We start from the raw sequence: 14,566 nt of genomic DNA on the forward strand, positions 1-14,566 counted from the left end.
GAGTCTGATACGGAATCACTTGTGGAATCTGATAATGAATCAGAATCACTGATGGAATCACTATCGGAAATTGAATCGGAATGTGAATCACTCGTACTATCACTCGTAGACTCACTATCAGATATGGAATCTGAGTCACTTAATGAGTCGCTATCCGAAATGGAATCGCTTGTACTATCACTCGTAGATTCACTATCAGATATGGAATCTGAGTCACTTAGTGAGTCGCTGTCCGAAACGGAATCGCTCGTACTATCACTTGTAGATTCACTATCTGAAATGGAATCGCTTGTACTATCACTTGTAGATTCACTATCAGATATGGAATCCGAGTCACTTAGTGAGTCACTATCCGAAACGGAATCGCTCGTACTATCACTCGTAGATTCACTATCAGATATGGAATCTGAGTCACTTAATGAGTCACTATCGGAAACCGAGTCACTCGTACTATCACTCGTAGAGCCGCTGTCTGAATCGCTTAAAGAGTCACTATCGGAAACCGAATCACTCGTACTATCGCTCGTAGAGCCGCTATCTGAATCGCTTAAAGAGTCACTATCGGAAACCGAGTCACTCGTACTATCGCTCGTAGAGCCGCTATCTGAATCGCTTAAAGAGTCACTATCAGAAACCGAATCACTCACACTATCACTCGTAGAGCCGCTATCTGAATCGCTTAAAGAGTCACTATCGGAAACTGAATCACTCACACTATCAGATGTTGAATCGCTATCTGAATTTGATGGATAGTCACTGTCGGACTGTGAATCACTTGCACTATCGCTTGTAGAGTCACTCATACTATCACTTGTAGAATCACTCATACTATCACTTGTAGAATCACTTGCGCTATTACTGTCAGAATCACTATCGGAAACTGAGTCACTCATACTATCGCTTGTAGAATCACTGTCGGAAATTGAGTCACTTGTACTATCACTTTCTGAATCTGAACTACCAAAGGTATAAACATAAGTCACTTCCTGATCATTAACTGTGTAAACCCCAGTAGTGGAAGCATTATCTTGTACTTCCTTAAAAGTATAGTTGGAGATTTCTTTTTGTTCCGTGCTCCATGGTTTACCTAAATCTCCAGATTGGATGACATCATCAGCTATCGGATTTCCTGACTCATCTATATAGTGAGCGATAACTGTTCCTTGTGCGACCGTATAATCAAAGCTGGTCAATTGAAACTGTTGGAGGTTTGTATGTGTTCCTGTTGATGCAACTACCGCGAAAGACATCGCCTTAGAACCATTTAAAAGCGAGCTAATATCTCGGCTCCAAGTATGACCATCGTAGTTAATGGTCATATTCGTTCCATCATAAGATATATCTATATCTTTAAACTCATTATTAGAGGGCTCTGAAATTTGTTGAGCGCCATCTGAAATTGTATTGGCAGTACCGCTTGTCCCATCTACGAAAGCTCCAAAAGCTACGCCATTTCCATGTTCAGGACCAAATTGTTCCGGATCAGGTGTGTATCCAGACATCCCTCTTGCATTGAAGAAAGTATCAAGTTTGAAACCAAAAGCACCTTCAATTCCTCCAAACCCCATCGCTCCACCAGTATTACCGATTATATTAGTATCTCCTGGTTGAAAAACAAATGAAACTCCATCTGCTCCGCCATTTTTTTGAGATTTATCTCCAAGATTGACTTTTCCCTTCAAATCAAAGGTTTTCATCATGTTAACTTTAGTATTTAAAATGGTATTTCCAGCAAGTCCAGTCGCATCTGGTGTAAGAGTAGCTGTATCACCTGCTATACTCGCAGATCCATTAGATGTAAAATTGGCACCATAGTCAGCACCATCAATGTGAGTTTCTTGAAGCGCTCCCAAGGTTGCCGGAATAGTAGTACTCTTCTGGTTGACTAAAAGTTGACTCGTACTGTCGACTTCTTTCGCCTGACTATCTCCTGTGCTTGCCGTTTCCGCTTTGACAATCGGTACCGCAATCGCGCCACCTCCTAAAACACTCGCAATCCCCGTAATTGTCGCATACATCCACGTTTTTTTACGCTTGTAAGAGCGGTAGCGTTCATGCTTATCGGAGTTTAACATTTTCTTAATGTTATTTTTTCTGGACATTAATTTTTCTGACCTTTCTTTTGTTCCTTTAAATTTCTCGAATCACTTTGGCTGGGACACCAGCCGCCAACACATTAGGTGGGAGTGATCGAGTCACCACACTTCCAGAACCAATCACCGTATTCGAGCCAATGACCACTCCTGGATTAATGATGCTCCCACCGCCAATCCAAACATTATCCCCTATCGTAACAGGAGAAGCAATCGCAAGTCCCTTTTCCAGCCGTTCGGTTGGATCCACTGGATGGTTTACCGTGTAAATCTGGACCCGTGGGCCTAACTTAACATTCTTTCCAAAATTGATGTCTCCGGTATCCAAGAAGAGACAATCAGTATTCGCATAAAAATTGCCTGAAAAATGAAGATTAGTACCAAAATCAAATTGGAAAGGAATATCGATATAAACCGTCCCTTCCGTCTTGATCTCAAGCATTGCTCGCTCGCTCGCAATGATTGCTTCACGATCATAGCTGCTTTCGTTAAGTAATCTTAATTGTTCTCGCTTTTTCTTACGCGTTTGCTCATCTCGAATGGGCATCTTTTATCACCTCCTTTCAAGCCAATCACTCAACCCCTTTTTCTTTAATCAAGTCATCGCTAAACCCTAATTCTAAGGCCCGAAGCATCGCAAACAAAGCCCGTTGAATAAAGAACCCGTTTGAAATTGCCTCTTGCCATGGCTTAACATTATCCACAAGCTTTTGATAATCTGCCGCAGTCATAGAAGAAAAAATCTGATCAATCTCATTCAAATCATCCACGACAAGACCTATCCCATGCGCTTTAACAAGCGAGGCATGATAGGTTTTACTAGAGACAATGACAGGCAGGCCTGCTGCCAAATACATAGACAACTTGGTCGGGTTATTGAATTGGTTATAATAAACAAAATTCATATTCGATTTTTCGATAAGATTCTCTGTCACAACCACACCAAATCCACCATCAAGCCGAGAGACAATTTCATCACTTGGTTGGCGTCCTAACCAAGTCACACTTCCGCTTTCCAAGACCTTCTTTTCCACATGACGATCATAAATATAAAGGGGAGTGGCTGCGCGATAAGTCGTATCAATAATGTCTCGTCCACCCACGTAATAAAGTTGTTTTTTAAATTGTTTTTCTTGCCTTGGCCCTTGATAGAAATAATCCCAAAATTGCATCGGAATCATGGGTACATGAACGCCATCATCTTGTAATTTGTGGGCCCCTTTTTCGTTGGCGACAATTAATAGGTCAAATTTTTTGAGCTGATTCAACCAGAAATCATTGGCTCGATCATACTCTTCTTCGCCCTTGGTAAACATCCAAGTCGGAATATCATGAATCAAAGCAACCATTCGAACGCCTTCAATGCCCTTGATGGTGTCGAAAAACTCCGCTTGAAAATTTAAATGAGTCCACATCGGAAATTGTACAACAACGAGATCCCCTGGCTGAATCACCCCCAATACGGCTTCCCGGATATGGTGACGTCTCATTGCCTGATCACTAATATTTGGATAACCGGTAATATTCAACTCTTGAAAACCGAGCGTTTGAGCTGAATGGGCGACGTTTTTACTTACAATTTGGATGGCATCATATTGCTGCTGATAGTTTGTGGCATTGAGTCGTGTAATCCAATTAGTCATTGTTTCCCTCCTGATGAATCAAAGTATCTGTAAAACCAAGATTAAGCACACGAACCGCTTCGATTGCTGCACCTTTGGCAAAAAAACCTGACGTTACTGCACGTTGCCATGGCTTGAGATTGTCAAGCATTTGGTAGTAAGTTTCCTCACTCACTCCATTGATCGCTTCTCCAAGATCTTCCAAATTATCAATAACAACGCCAACCCCCTGTGCTTTAATCCATTTTGCATGAGCCGTATTTGACAAGCAAACAACAGGTAAGCCTGAGGCTAAATATAATGAGAGTTTCATCGGATTATTATATTCCCCATACCGATGCATCCCTTTATAGCCCCCTTTTTGGGGATAATACAAAAGCCCAAAGCCACCATCCAATTTTGAAGGGATATCATTACTCTCCATTGGACCTAAAAGAGAAACATGGTCTGGAAAATCTTTAACCTGGTTGTTAGGACCAATGAAATTGATCCGTAAATCAGAAGGGACCTCCTCGATCATGGCTGGATCGATTCCCGTCGCCACATAGTAAAGCTCCTTTTTATACTGCTTTGGAACTAATGGACCACTGTAAATAAAGTCTGTGAGATGCATAGGAATCATCGGAGTCGTGACTCCTCCTTCTTCCCGTAAGCGTTTCCCCATTTTAGGATTAGCGGCAATGACAAGATCATATTTATTAAGCATCCATAAAGAGGCATCTTTTGTATAGTCGCGCTCACGATTATCTTGAAGCCAAGAGACAATATCCCAGACCATGGCTACGATTTTCGCATGTCTAACGTTCTTCAAATAGTTAATAAATTCAAGTTCAAATTCTGTATTATTGGTCCACAAGGGGTACTGGACAATCACGGTATCCCCTGGCAAGACACAGCTTAACAAGGCTTCCAAATACTCCCATCTCGCCTCCTTGCCAACTTCTCGCAATTTTGCACTAAACATTCTTGGATAATGCAGCTTTCGAAAACCAACTGTTTCAATGGAATCCGCAGCCATTTGGTTGGCAATAATGCCTGATGCTCGTTTCGACACGTAGTCATTATCTTGAACTTCAGTGATCCAATTCGTCATTATTTTTTCCTCCTAATTTTTGAATTTGTTCCAAACCCGCTTTGAACTTAACTATAAATTCACTGGGTAAGTGGTAATAACCCAAACCGGCCTCCAGACTAAGCTGAGCCTCAGGTTTATTCCGTAAAGTATGAGCCAAGGATTGAATTAAGGGCTCAATGGCTTGCCCATCGGTAGTAATAAAAATTTGTTCCATATCACACCGTTCATCTAATGAAAGGGGTAAGATACTTCTAGGGCCTTGATTGACAATCAATTGGACCGTTTTCTGATTTGATCCTCTAAGGGGGCGAACATGAACCCAGTCATAGTGTTTTCTAGATGTGGCCTCAAAAATTCTTTCCACCGCTCCAATTTCCCCAATGGTAATAAATTCAAAGTGAAGCCACTCATGTTTCAAATTAACCAGACGTACTTCATAAGAAACCATTCCTTTAGGAACAGTAAACACCAAGCGAGGGTCAGTCCCACGATAGGAATCAAGAATCTCCTTGTGGCCATCCAAAAAATCAATTTGGACTTGGACAGGTAGGTCATTATCTGCTTTTAACCGAAGACTTAATTCATAAGTTCTATTTATTTTTAGAAGAGGGAGCGAAGGCGAATTACCACTTACCAGATAATCTGTCGCAGACGCCCAGGTACAGATAATCTGACCAGGAGACAAAACTTCATTGGCATAGTAAACAGATTGATCTTTAGAATACCGAATCGTAGCGCCATTGACATAGACTGCTGATAAATTTTGGGGCCAACGCATAAGGTAAAGCTCACTCATCATTTTCTCCTTCTAAATTAATAGGCGACGCTTCTTCATCAATGATCAATTGACGAGCAAAATCAGAAATGAGAAGCTGTTGATATTGTTTATAAAACCAACTCGTCACACCAGGTGTATCATCATTATGTCGCCCCTCCAACCCTTTATGTAAGACTTTAGCACTCGGATAATTTTGCTTCAAATGATTAAAGATTCGTTTAAAAGGAAGATCGGTATCTTGCAACATATGAGCAATGATAAAGGTCGTCTCAGAGAAATCTGCACTTTCAAATTTTTTCCAAAAAGCTTCATCTAAAGCTGTCGCACTTTTCTTTGTCAACGTACCCGTTAAATGGATAAGCGTATCCATCGCAAGATCCCAATCATAAGGTGAGAAAATTCTTGAGTGGACAGCTAACCCTCCGATATTGGCAAGAGGTTTCCCTACTACAATCGCATGAGGTTCTAGTTGTGCCCCATAATAAAATGAAGCATAGGTTCCCATTGAGAGCCCAGACAATACAAGTTCCTTATTGCTAAAGCCTAATAAATCCAATTTTTCTTGTATCTCTTTGACTAAAGCTTCTTCTAATTCGGGACCTCGATAGAATGCCCCCCCAACCAGCCGAGGATCATACACCAGCAGAAACGGGGAACCTAAGCTTCCCATCATCCAGCGGCCTTCGTACCCTTCAGAAGGACGAAATCCTGAGAAATAGACATTAAGCGGAGGTTTAAGGTCACCAGCATTGAAGTAAACGCCTAACTCTTCTCCCATATGTCCTTTTTGAACCAATCGCTTACCACCCATTGCTAAAAAGTTTTCCCCAGATAAACCATATCGCAAATGAAGTGCTCCAACTTGAACCTTCCCTTGACCTTTGACAAAAAGTCCAAAATTGACTGGAAATTCTGAGAAGCCCAAGTCAAAAAAAACTTCTCCAGCCCTGATTTGTTCTGCGGAAAAATCATGGGTGATGATTCCCGAATGGGTTGTGCCGTTTTTATAATAAGCGCGAAAGTAATAAGAAACAGATTCCGAAGCACTAATTTCGGGATAAAATTTAACCCGACCAGAGCCCCCCCAATTATTTTTCCAGACCAGAACTTGTTGATAATCATCTAAGCCAAATATTCCTTCAAGGACAATTTTACTAGATCCTTTTTTAGTAACAGTCCCCTCAAAATCAGGGTGAATTTCGACCCGACGATGATCAAGACTCGTCCCCCAAGGTTTCACATAATTCTGGTTGATAAATTGACTGAAACCCTCACCTTGATCTGTTAAATTGACGAGTTGAGCGCCTTTTAACTTAAGAATACTAATTTCAGCTTCACTTGCTCCCTCTAAAGTCTCATAAAAGACTTGATGGCTGGGTAAGCGAATTAAATCAATGGTTTCCAGCTGAAACATTGCCTCTTTCCGAAGTAAAAACAAATCTGTTGAATTGTTGATCTCATCTTTTTCCAGTGCTTGTAATTGAAGCAACTCCCCTTTGAGCCCTTCACTGATTTCAAGCGGATGATAATCATAAGCTTCTACTAACTCCGAAAGCTTTGGCAAACGTGCTCCCCCAATCTGGAAAAGTTTTTTTGATGGTTCACTCACTTTAAGACCTCCTTCCATTTTTCAATCAGTCCTTCAGCGCTATTATTTTCGATTACCTCAACACTCTCGACCAAGCTTTGGTTCCAAAGGTCTGGATCTGTCAAATAAGCACGAACGGCTTTTACTAAGTCCTTATCCTCTTCATAAAGAAGGCCATTTTTCCCATGCACTAAATAAGGAGAAGGCGTTTTTGATAGGATGGGAATCCCAGCACTGACTGCTAACGAGTGACTTAAAAAGTTGTATTTTTGCCGGTGGTCAATAAACACTCTCACCTTTTGAAGATCCGATTTTAAAGCTTCAACGCTACCACTTTTTTTAAATGAAATGTCTGTATAAAACATATAGGCGTCAATCACATGGCTAAACATCGGGTTTTCTCGTTTGTTCGCTTGAAACAAGTCACGTAAACCAGGCGTCATTTCTTCATTTTCAAGGGCTTCATAATATTGTTTGACCAAGCCATATTCAGAAGAACTCAAACTAATTTCAAAATTTTTAGTGATAAAATGGCTTAACTGGGTTTCAACTTTGGTTTCATCAGTTGCTTTCTCACTCTCAAGCGTTAAACAGAGCTCACGAGTCGTTAACTTCATCTCTAAAAATTTTTCAAAAAGAGCACTTGTTTGGGATTCAAAGGCTTCAATTTGCCAGTAGACAGTCCCTTCTAAAAAATTATTACTCTCTCCTAAACTTAGGGTTGTGGGATAAAGAGGCATAAAGTGAAGCTCACTTTGGAGGGCTCTTTTTCCTTTCTCAATCGCCGCTTGAAAACGAAGATTATCAGTAATCATTGCTTTCCCATTTTCAATCAATCTCAAATGTTCTTCCACCTGTGGAAAGCCAAGTTCAATCGATCCTGAGAAAATGTACACCACTGACCTAGGAAATTCTATCTCTTCAATAAGTGACATCACCCAATCGTTTGTTCCATCAACGACAAGACGGTCTTCTTTAGGATTAAAGTTCACCAACGCAAGGTGAAGCAATTCCATACAGACTTCCTTGAAAGAGTCATAAGTTTTTTTCTTAAAGCGTTTTTGATAGGTCGCCTCAATAAATACGATTCCTCCCCATTGGGTTAAAATCAATTGCCCCCCCTCGTCATAAATCCGTTGTTCAATTGCTTCTCCCGAAGCATCAAAAGAAGATTGAGTTAAGAGAATTCCCTTTTCAGAATATACCTGGACTTCCTTGCCTAAAGGAGCTGGATAATGGACTTGTGACACAAAACCAAAGGAATTAAAATAAACTTCTGCTTTGATTACTTCTTCTTTTGATAGTAGAACACTTCCTCGCGTGTAGGTCCGCTCCCAATCCTTTGGAAAGTCCAGATCATTTAGGGTAAGCGGAGCGTAATTTAGAGCAAACCGATCAGTCACTATATCCATAAGTGAAATGAAATGATCAGAATCATAACTCTCAAATCTATTCATGTAATAATTTAAGAAGGGTGAGAAGTGAGTATTGATAAGTTTTGTTTCAAATCCCCCTTCCTGAAAAATGGTGTTGATATTAAACAAAATATTTGATTCAAGCTGAGGGGGCTCAGATGACCAATCTGTCAAAAAATAAAGCATTAAAAAGTCCTCCGATTGGTTCCGAATAATTCATAGTTGTTTTTGTAAAGAAGGAATTTGACATCTTGTTGTAAGTTGTCATAGATGACCACCAAGACAAAAATCATGGCAAAATAGTTGGAAAGATTAGAAATAGAGGGGTGTGCTGTGACTAAACCAACGAATAAAGGAATCGTAACAATAAGCGGAAGAAATAAACTTCCAATTAAAGAAATACCCCAAACCCGCTTGCTGATGTATTTTTTAGTCGCCTCTCCCGGTGTGACACCTACAATATAATCTCCTGACTCTTTCAAATCTTTGGCAATTTGATCGGGCATGATGTTAACAAAAGAAAATAAAATCCCTAATAAGTAGAGAATCAGACCATAAGTCAAGATACCACTGAATTGTCTCACATTGAAGAGCCCTAAAACGAACTCATTTCGGTAATGAAAGAGTTGCATCAGATAAGCGGGAAAATACATCAAAGTCGTCGCGAACATTAAAGGCATTGAACCTGCAATTAAAAGTCGAAACGCGAGATAACCTTCCTTAGAATATTGATCAATTCCTATTCGCTGCACATCAAAACGATATTCCGCAAAATAAATCGCAACGGTAACCCCCACAAATACAATTGTGGCAAGGATAAGCGGAAGTAAACGTTCAAGGTGAATCAACACACTATTATAATTTGCGACCAAGCTTCCGGTGATTCCTTTCATAATACCTGGTAAAATCAGGATAAAAGGACCACCTAGTCCATAAATGACATTCAAGCTTGCCAGCCACGAAATAAGTAGCGCCCCCACCACAAAGCATAAAATGGTGAAGCAAAAGACGGCAAAAGGAGATAAAAAATTCATCTTAGAGATTACTGAATTTCTTAAATTAAAAGCTAAAGGAATACTCTGTAAAAGGGCCATAATAAAAATCCCAATAATTTCTAAACGCCCTCGCATCTCTTGAGAAATTTGTGAAGCAACCTCCCGATTCGCAAATAATCCTACCGAAAGTAAAATAGAAACCGTCATATAAGGGCCCATCCCCAAAGCAAGAAGTGTCGGGCTGGAAAACAAGCCGCCTGTCGTCAAAGACAACATCTTCTCAAGCGAAAAATCTCCCCCAGGCAGTCTAAAATTGGCCGAATAACCAGGAACTGGAATCCCTTGACCAATATAGAAAAAGAGTAACATGATCAGGGTAAAACACCCTTTTTTGATTAATTCATTATATTGCTTCATAGTTTTCTTTCTTTATCCTCATCTTAAGGAAATTCAAGTTCAATCGTCCCATCTTCTTTCATTTTTAATTCGGACAAGGCAAGACTTCTAAAAACGCCAAGGTAGATCTCATCTTCCATTTCAAAAAAACGGCGGCGTGCTTCACGTCCAAATTCATTTAAAGGTTTATGTTGTGCCATTCCTCGACCATTTACCATATTTTTTAATTGTTGGAGATAATCAAGTTGATTAACCCATGCCTGATCAATTGCTCTTAGAATGATGACCTTTTTAAAATAACGCAATTGTACTGGATCCTTAAAACGATGGAGCGATTGAGTAATTAAGGTTTGGGCAAGGTCAAATAGATAATCATACATCACTGATTTAGAACTTGTAGAATCAATGTGAGCTTCAATTTCTTTTAATGGATAATCACTTTTAAGGTGATTAAAAATAAAGTCAGAGAGGGTATGGACAGATAGATCATCAGATTGATAAATGAAAGTGTAAATGACATGATGGAGCGCTTTTTCGATAATTTTCTCAAAATAGGCTTCATTCTCCGCCATTACTTTGTTTCGAGCCTCATAAATTCGACTGCGCTGATCACTCAAGATGGTGTCAAATGCTAAGGTATTTTTGCGTGATTGAACTTCTGCGTTTCCTAATTTTTTCTGTGCTCTATCCATCACTCTATTAAGACGTTTACTTTGAACAGGATCTGTTGAACCCCTTCTGCCTTTTGAAATTTGATGCAAGAGAGAATATCTTCTTTTTCTAACCCAGTGAGGGGCGTTTTCAATAATCACTTTATCTTCAAGGGAAACATAAAAAACGGCTTCTCCTGGCTCGCCTTGACGCCCAGCTCGTCCCCTCAACTGATTATCAATTCGCTTATTATTCATCCGCTCTGTTCCAATGACTTTTAGTCCGCCATTGGCTTTAGCTTCAGAAGTGAGTTTGATATCCGTCCCACGGCCGGCCATTGAGGTGGCAAGCGTTACTGCGCCAGCTCGCCCTGCCCCACTAATAATTTGTTGCTCACGAGCTGCTGTTCTAGCGTTTAATAAATTATGAGGAATCTTATTTTCCAAAAGAACAAGAGAATATAAATCTGACATTGAAACGGAACCCGTTTCAATAAGTATTGGGCGTTCCTCACCGATTCCTTCTCTGACGGCTTCTATAGAAGCTTCAATCTTCGTTTGATTCGTCACATAAATTTGGTCAGCTTTGTCTTTGCGTTGAGTCGGGACATTCGTCGGAATTTCAACCACCTGCAAATGATAGGTTTCCATAAACTCTTTTTCATCTGTTTTGGCTGTTCCTGTCATTCCAGAAAGTCGAACGAACTTTTTAAATAAACTCTGATAACTGATTGTTCCTAAAGTCTTACTTTCCTTGCTGACTTCAACACCCTCTTTACTCTCAATCGCTTGGTGAATCCCGCCTTGAAGTTTAACACCAGGCATCGTTCGTCCATTGACAACATCTAATAACAAGACTTTCCCATCAATCACCACATAATCTTTCCCTCTTTTTTTCAAAGCATTCGCTTGGAGAGCCAAAACAATATGTCGGTAAAAATCCTTATATTTTTCGCCATAAACATCCTCTATATCAAAGTAAGTCTTAAGTTTTTCCAAACCACGCTCTGTCAACCAAACACGGCGTTTATCCTCGCTATATTCATAGTCTTCCGGAGCGAGACTCTTAATAAACCAATCACAAATTTGATAATAGTTTGACTGAACTTTAGGGCTCCCTGAAATAACCAAAGCCGTTTGAGCCCCATCTAATAGAATGGCATCAATTTCATCAATAATCGCAAAATTGAATTTAGAAATGACTTGGTCTGATAAACTCGAGCCTAAGTTATCAAACAAGTAATCAAAACCTAATTTTGAGTGAGTCGTATAAATAATATCAGAGTGATAGAGTCGGCGTTTACCTTCTATATCTTGCTCTTCATCTCCAACCCCAATTCCTACGCTTAATCCTAACCACTCAAAAACGCGTCCCATTTCTTTTCCATCACGTTCAGCCAAATATTCATTCGCTGTGATTAAAAAATTTCCTTTTTTTCCTTCTAAAGCTCTCGCATAAAGTGGGAGTGTGGCGACCAGCGTCTTTCCTTCCCCCGTTTTAATCTCCGCAATATTCCCAAAGAAAAGCGCAAGGCCTCCTAAAACTTGTACGTCGTAGGGCTCTAACCCAAGCACTCGCTTGTCAGCTTCAATAATCACCGCAAAAGCTTGAGGCAAGAGTTCAACCAAAGGCTTTCCTTGCGAAAGCATTGATTGAAGCACCTCAGTTTGATTTTGTAAGGTTTCATCAGTCATTGCACGATAGGTGGGCAATAATTGATGAATTTTTTTGACTAACCTTTGATATTTCCGCATTTTCAACATTTTTGTATTTTAACCTAGCTTCTAATGTGTCATGAAAAATTTTATTGCCGTCCACCCATTGATTGCCAAAGCAACTAAGGTCACCGTCAATAAAATCGTAAAAAAGACGGGTCTGACATAAGATAAGGCGGGTAACTTCGCCTTTTTTTCAGGCTCATGTTCTAATAATTCTCTCTCATCTTCAAACCCGGCCTCTATTTTTTCTTTTAGAAAATGTTTTCGCATCATTTAAACCTTTCCAATTTTATCTTTTTGAGATTTTTGCTTAGAGCGTTAAGCATCTAGCAAGTTCTGATAGTCTTGAATCGTAGATAGAGGCCCATTCTTCTCAACCATTTTTGTGAGTAATTTCTGCCAATTCGTTCGATCCGTTAAAAGATAAGAGAGGTGGTTACACAGATCACGAATTTCTTCAAAAACTAATCCATGAGCTTCAGCTTGTGCCACTTCTTTATAAGAGAAAATGAGCATGTTTTGTTCATAAGCCCATTTCAAAATCTCCCCCACCTTTAGGCCACGATTAATGTCTAAGTAAATATCTGCCTTTTCCAATTCATCTTGCAACATCTCTTCATTAATTGAAGGAATCAATTGAATGTTGGGGTATTCTTCTTCCAAATGGAGCAACTTGGTACTCATATTGGTATAAGCCGCCACTGTAAGTTGAAGGTCTGGAAAATTCTCCAAAATATCCTGTAAGCCATAGATATTATCACTGTTTGTGAGGATAAAGGCTTGGGGACGATAGTGATTAGATCGCTTAAACTCACCGATCGCAGAAAGATAGCCTAAGGCAATGGAAGTCGTTGGAAAGCTTGATTCTACTTGGTTTAATTGGTTTTTATCCTCAAAGATAATTCGCTTCAAGGTCACTGCTTTTTCCAGTTCATTTTTCATGTTACCAGGAACTTCTTGCCCCATCGCCTCTTGCCAAAATAAGGTCGTTTGTCTTCCGATATTTAGTGCTCGACTGATAAATAATGGATAAGATAAGGAATTAATATAAATTTCAGAAGGCTCAATGTCTGCCACTTTCATGAAATAAAGGAAAAATTGAGTCACATTTTCAAAATGATGAACCTTCGAGGGTTCATTCAATTGAATTCCTCGATGGACTAGATCTTCACTCACAATAACCTTCCCTTGCAAGTTATAATAATCGGTTTGATAAGGTCCCTTTGCACTAAAATAAGTCGACGCATAATGATGCCCCGCGAGATTATATACATCTCTTTTAACGATCGTCTTCGAGTCCTCCTTAGAGAACCACTCCACCGTTTGAACCAAACGATAGCCTTCTTTCCGATAATGAATCAGACCTACTCGTCTTTGAAGAAATTCAATCGCGGCAGACCCGCCGTCAAGATGACGAATCGCATAGAATTTCGGGATAATGACTTGGTCAAAAAAGAGCCCTTGTTCCTCTGATTCGTCTGGAATTTTAGTGAAAAAAGAGTAAGGGCTCAGCCCTCCTTTGGGAAGTTCCCCGTCATAATGCACGAATAAACTTTTAGCCTCCTTACCTGCCGTAGCTAAAGAGTGTATTAACTTTTTGGTATTCTCATTGTAGCGATCAAAAATATTAATTTTCATTAAGTCCGTTCCTTTTTTCTAATAAATCTTGCCAACGTTTCGCAACATTAGCTTTGAGGTAAGCTTTGGCTTTTTGTTTAGAGACCACCCGTCCTTTTTTATCCAACTGTTGTTCATAGAAGCTAATGATTGCTTTCACCAGTTGCTCAGGCATGTCCTTTAAAGGTGTTCGTTTAAAACGAATTCCGTTCTCACCCGTTTCAATAAACTCACGATTTCCATACTCCACATCTACCCCAATTAGTGGAAGACCTGCACCTAAGGCTTCAAGGAGTGAGAGCCCAAAGCCTTCTGAAGTAGAAGCTGAAATATAACCACTATAGTCTGGATAGACTTGGCTTAAGTCTTGATGCCCACAAAGCTTGATAAAGTGACTCGCGTCATATTTCTGAATGAGGGCTTCTAATTTACTTCGCTCGCCCCCCTCCCCGTAAATATCTAAGGTTAAATCAGGAACGCTATCTTTTGCATCTACTACCGCCTTGATTAAAAGGTCAAGATGTTTCTCTGTTGCTAGACGACTCGCCGTAATCAAGCGATAAGGGTGATAGCTTCTTTTTCGACTAATCTCATTGATATAGCCAACTGGAATGGTCT

12 protein-coding genes are annotated in these 14,566 nt (G+C 40.0%); all 12 read right to left on the bottom strand.

Annotated elements, in window-relative coordinates; genetic code table 11:
- Positions 1–2,102: MucBP domain-containing protein (locus IAE51_RS12370; RefSeq protein ID WP_200095564.1), on the bottom strand; the 2,102-nt coding region annotated here is incomplete at its 3' end.
- 28 nt (positions 2,103–2,130) lie between these two features.
- Positions 2,131–2,343, bottom strand: a complete 213-nt coding sequence (locus IAE51_RS12455) for a DapH/DapD/GlmU-related protein (RefSeq protein WP_200095566.1) — start codon at positions 2,341–2,343, stop codon at positions 2,131–2,133.
- A 322-nt stretch (positions 2,344–2,665) separates the two neighbouring features.
- Positions 2,666–3,583, bottom strand: coding sequence for a beta-1,6-galactofuranosyltransferase (locus IAE51_RS11510; RefSeq protein ID WP_233611075.1), 918 nt, complete (start codon positions 3,581–3,583; stop codon positions 2,666–2,668).
- Between the two features lie 145 nt (positions 3,584–3,728).
- Complete coding sequence (locus tag IAE51_RS11515) at positions 3,729–4,808, bottom strand: beta-1,6-galactofuranosyltransferase (RefSeq protein WP_200095568.1); 1,080 nt, start codon at positions 4,806–4,808, stop codon at positions 3,729–3,731.
- Positions 4,789–5,586 carry an accessory Sec system protein Asp3 gene (asp3, locus tag IAE51_RS11520; protein ID WP_200095569.1) on the bottom strand — a complete coding sequence of 266 codons (798 nt, stop codon included), beginning with the start codon at positions 5,584–5,586 and terminating at the stop codon, positions 4,789–4,791. Before asp3 ends, IAE51_RS11515 begins: the two co-directional genes overlap by 20 nt.
- Complete coding sequence (gene asp2, locus IAE51_RS11525; RefSeq protein ID WP_262384365.1) at positions 5,579–7,177, bottom strand: accessory Sec system protein Asp2; 1,599 nt, start codon at positions 7,175–7,177, stop codon at positions 5,579–5,581. Before asp2 ends, asp3 begins: the two co-directional genes overlap by 8 nt.
- On the bottom strand, positions 7,174–8,757 hold the full coding sequence (gene asp1, locus IAE51_RS11530) for an accessory Sec system protein Asp1 (RefSeq protein WP_200095570.1): 1,584 nt from the start codon (positions 8,755–8,757) through the stop codon (positions 7,174–7,176). Before asp1 ends, asp2 begins: the two co-directional genes overlap by 4 nt.
- Positions 8,757–9,983, bottom strand: coding sequence for a preprotein translocase subunit SecY (locus IAE51_RS11535; protein WP_200095571.1), 1,227 nt, complete (start codon positions 9,981–9,983; stop codon positions 8,757–8,759). The genes asp1 and IAE51_RS11535 overlap by 1 nt, the downstream gene beginning before the upstream one ends.
- A 23-nt stretch (positions 9,984–10,006) precedes the next feature.
- Entirely contained in the window at positions 10,007–12,376 is a 2,370-nt protein-coding gene (secA2, locus tag IAE51_RS11540) for an accessory Sec system translocase SecA2 (RefSeq protein WP_200095572.1), read from the bottom strand.
- Between the two features lie 21 nt (positions 12,377–12,397).
- Complete coding sequence (locus IAE51_RS11545; protein WP_200095574.1) at positions 12,398–12,604, bottom strand: hypothetical protein; 207 nt, start codon at positions 12,602–12,604, stop codon at positions 12,398–12,400.
- A 45-nt stretch (positions 12,605–12,649) separates the two neighbouring features.
- Positions 12,650–13,969, bottom strand: coding sequence for a hypothetical protein (locus IAE51_RS11550; protein WP_200095576.1), 1,320 nt, complete (start codon positions 13,967–13,969; stop codon positions 12,650–12,652).
- The coding region (locus IAE51_RS11555) for a glycosyltransferase (RefSeq protein WP_200095578.1) at positions 13,959–14,566 on the bottom strand (608 nt) is incomplete at its 5' end. The genes IAE51_RS11550 and IAE51_RS11555, both read right to left, overlap by 11 nt.

The sequence above is a fragment of the Lactococcus sp. S64 genome, from assembly GCF_016516525.1.
GTDB classification, from domain to species: Bacteria; Bacillota; Bacilli; order Lactobacillales; family Streptococcaceae; genus Lactococcus; species Lactococcus lactis.

What these genes read in the sequence shown, in the direction of transcription:
- IAE51_RS11510 (WP_233611075.1), bottom strand. Translation starts at nt 3,583, where the DNA reads ATGAGACGTCACCATATCCGGGAAGCCGTATTGGGGGTGATTCAGCCA.
- IAE51_RS11515 (WP_200095568.1), bottom strand. Translation starts at nt 4,808, where the DNA reads ATGACGAATTGGATCACTGAAGTTCAAGATAATGACTACGTGTCGAAA.
- asp3 (WP_200095569.1), bottom strand. Translation starts at nt 5,586, where the DNA reads ATGAGTGAGCTTTACCTTATGCGTTGGCCCCAAAATTTATCAGCAGTC.
- asp1 (WP_200095570.1), bottom strand. Translation starts at nt 8,757, where the DNA reads ATGCTTTATTTTTTGACAGATTGGTCATCTGAGCCCCCTCAGCTTGAA.
- IAE51_RS11535 (WP_200095571.1), bottom strand. Translation starts at nt 9,983, where the DNA reads ATGAAGCAATATAATGAATTAATCAAAAAAGGGTGTTTTACCCTGATC.
- secA2 (WP_200095572.1), bottom strand. Translation starts at nt 12,376, where the DNA reads ATGTTGAAAATGCGGAAATATCAAAGGTTAGTCAAAAAAATTCATCAA.
- IAE51_RS11545 (WP_200095574.1), bottom strand. Translation starts at nt 12,604, where the DNA reads ATGATGCGAAAACATTTTCTAAAAGAAAAAATAGAGGCCGGGTTTGAA.
- IAE51_RS11550 (WP_200095576.1), bottom strand. Translation starts at nt 13,969, where the DNA reads ATGAAAATTAATATTTTTGATCGCTACAATGAGAATACCAAAAAGTTA.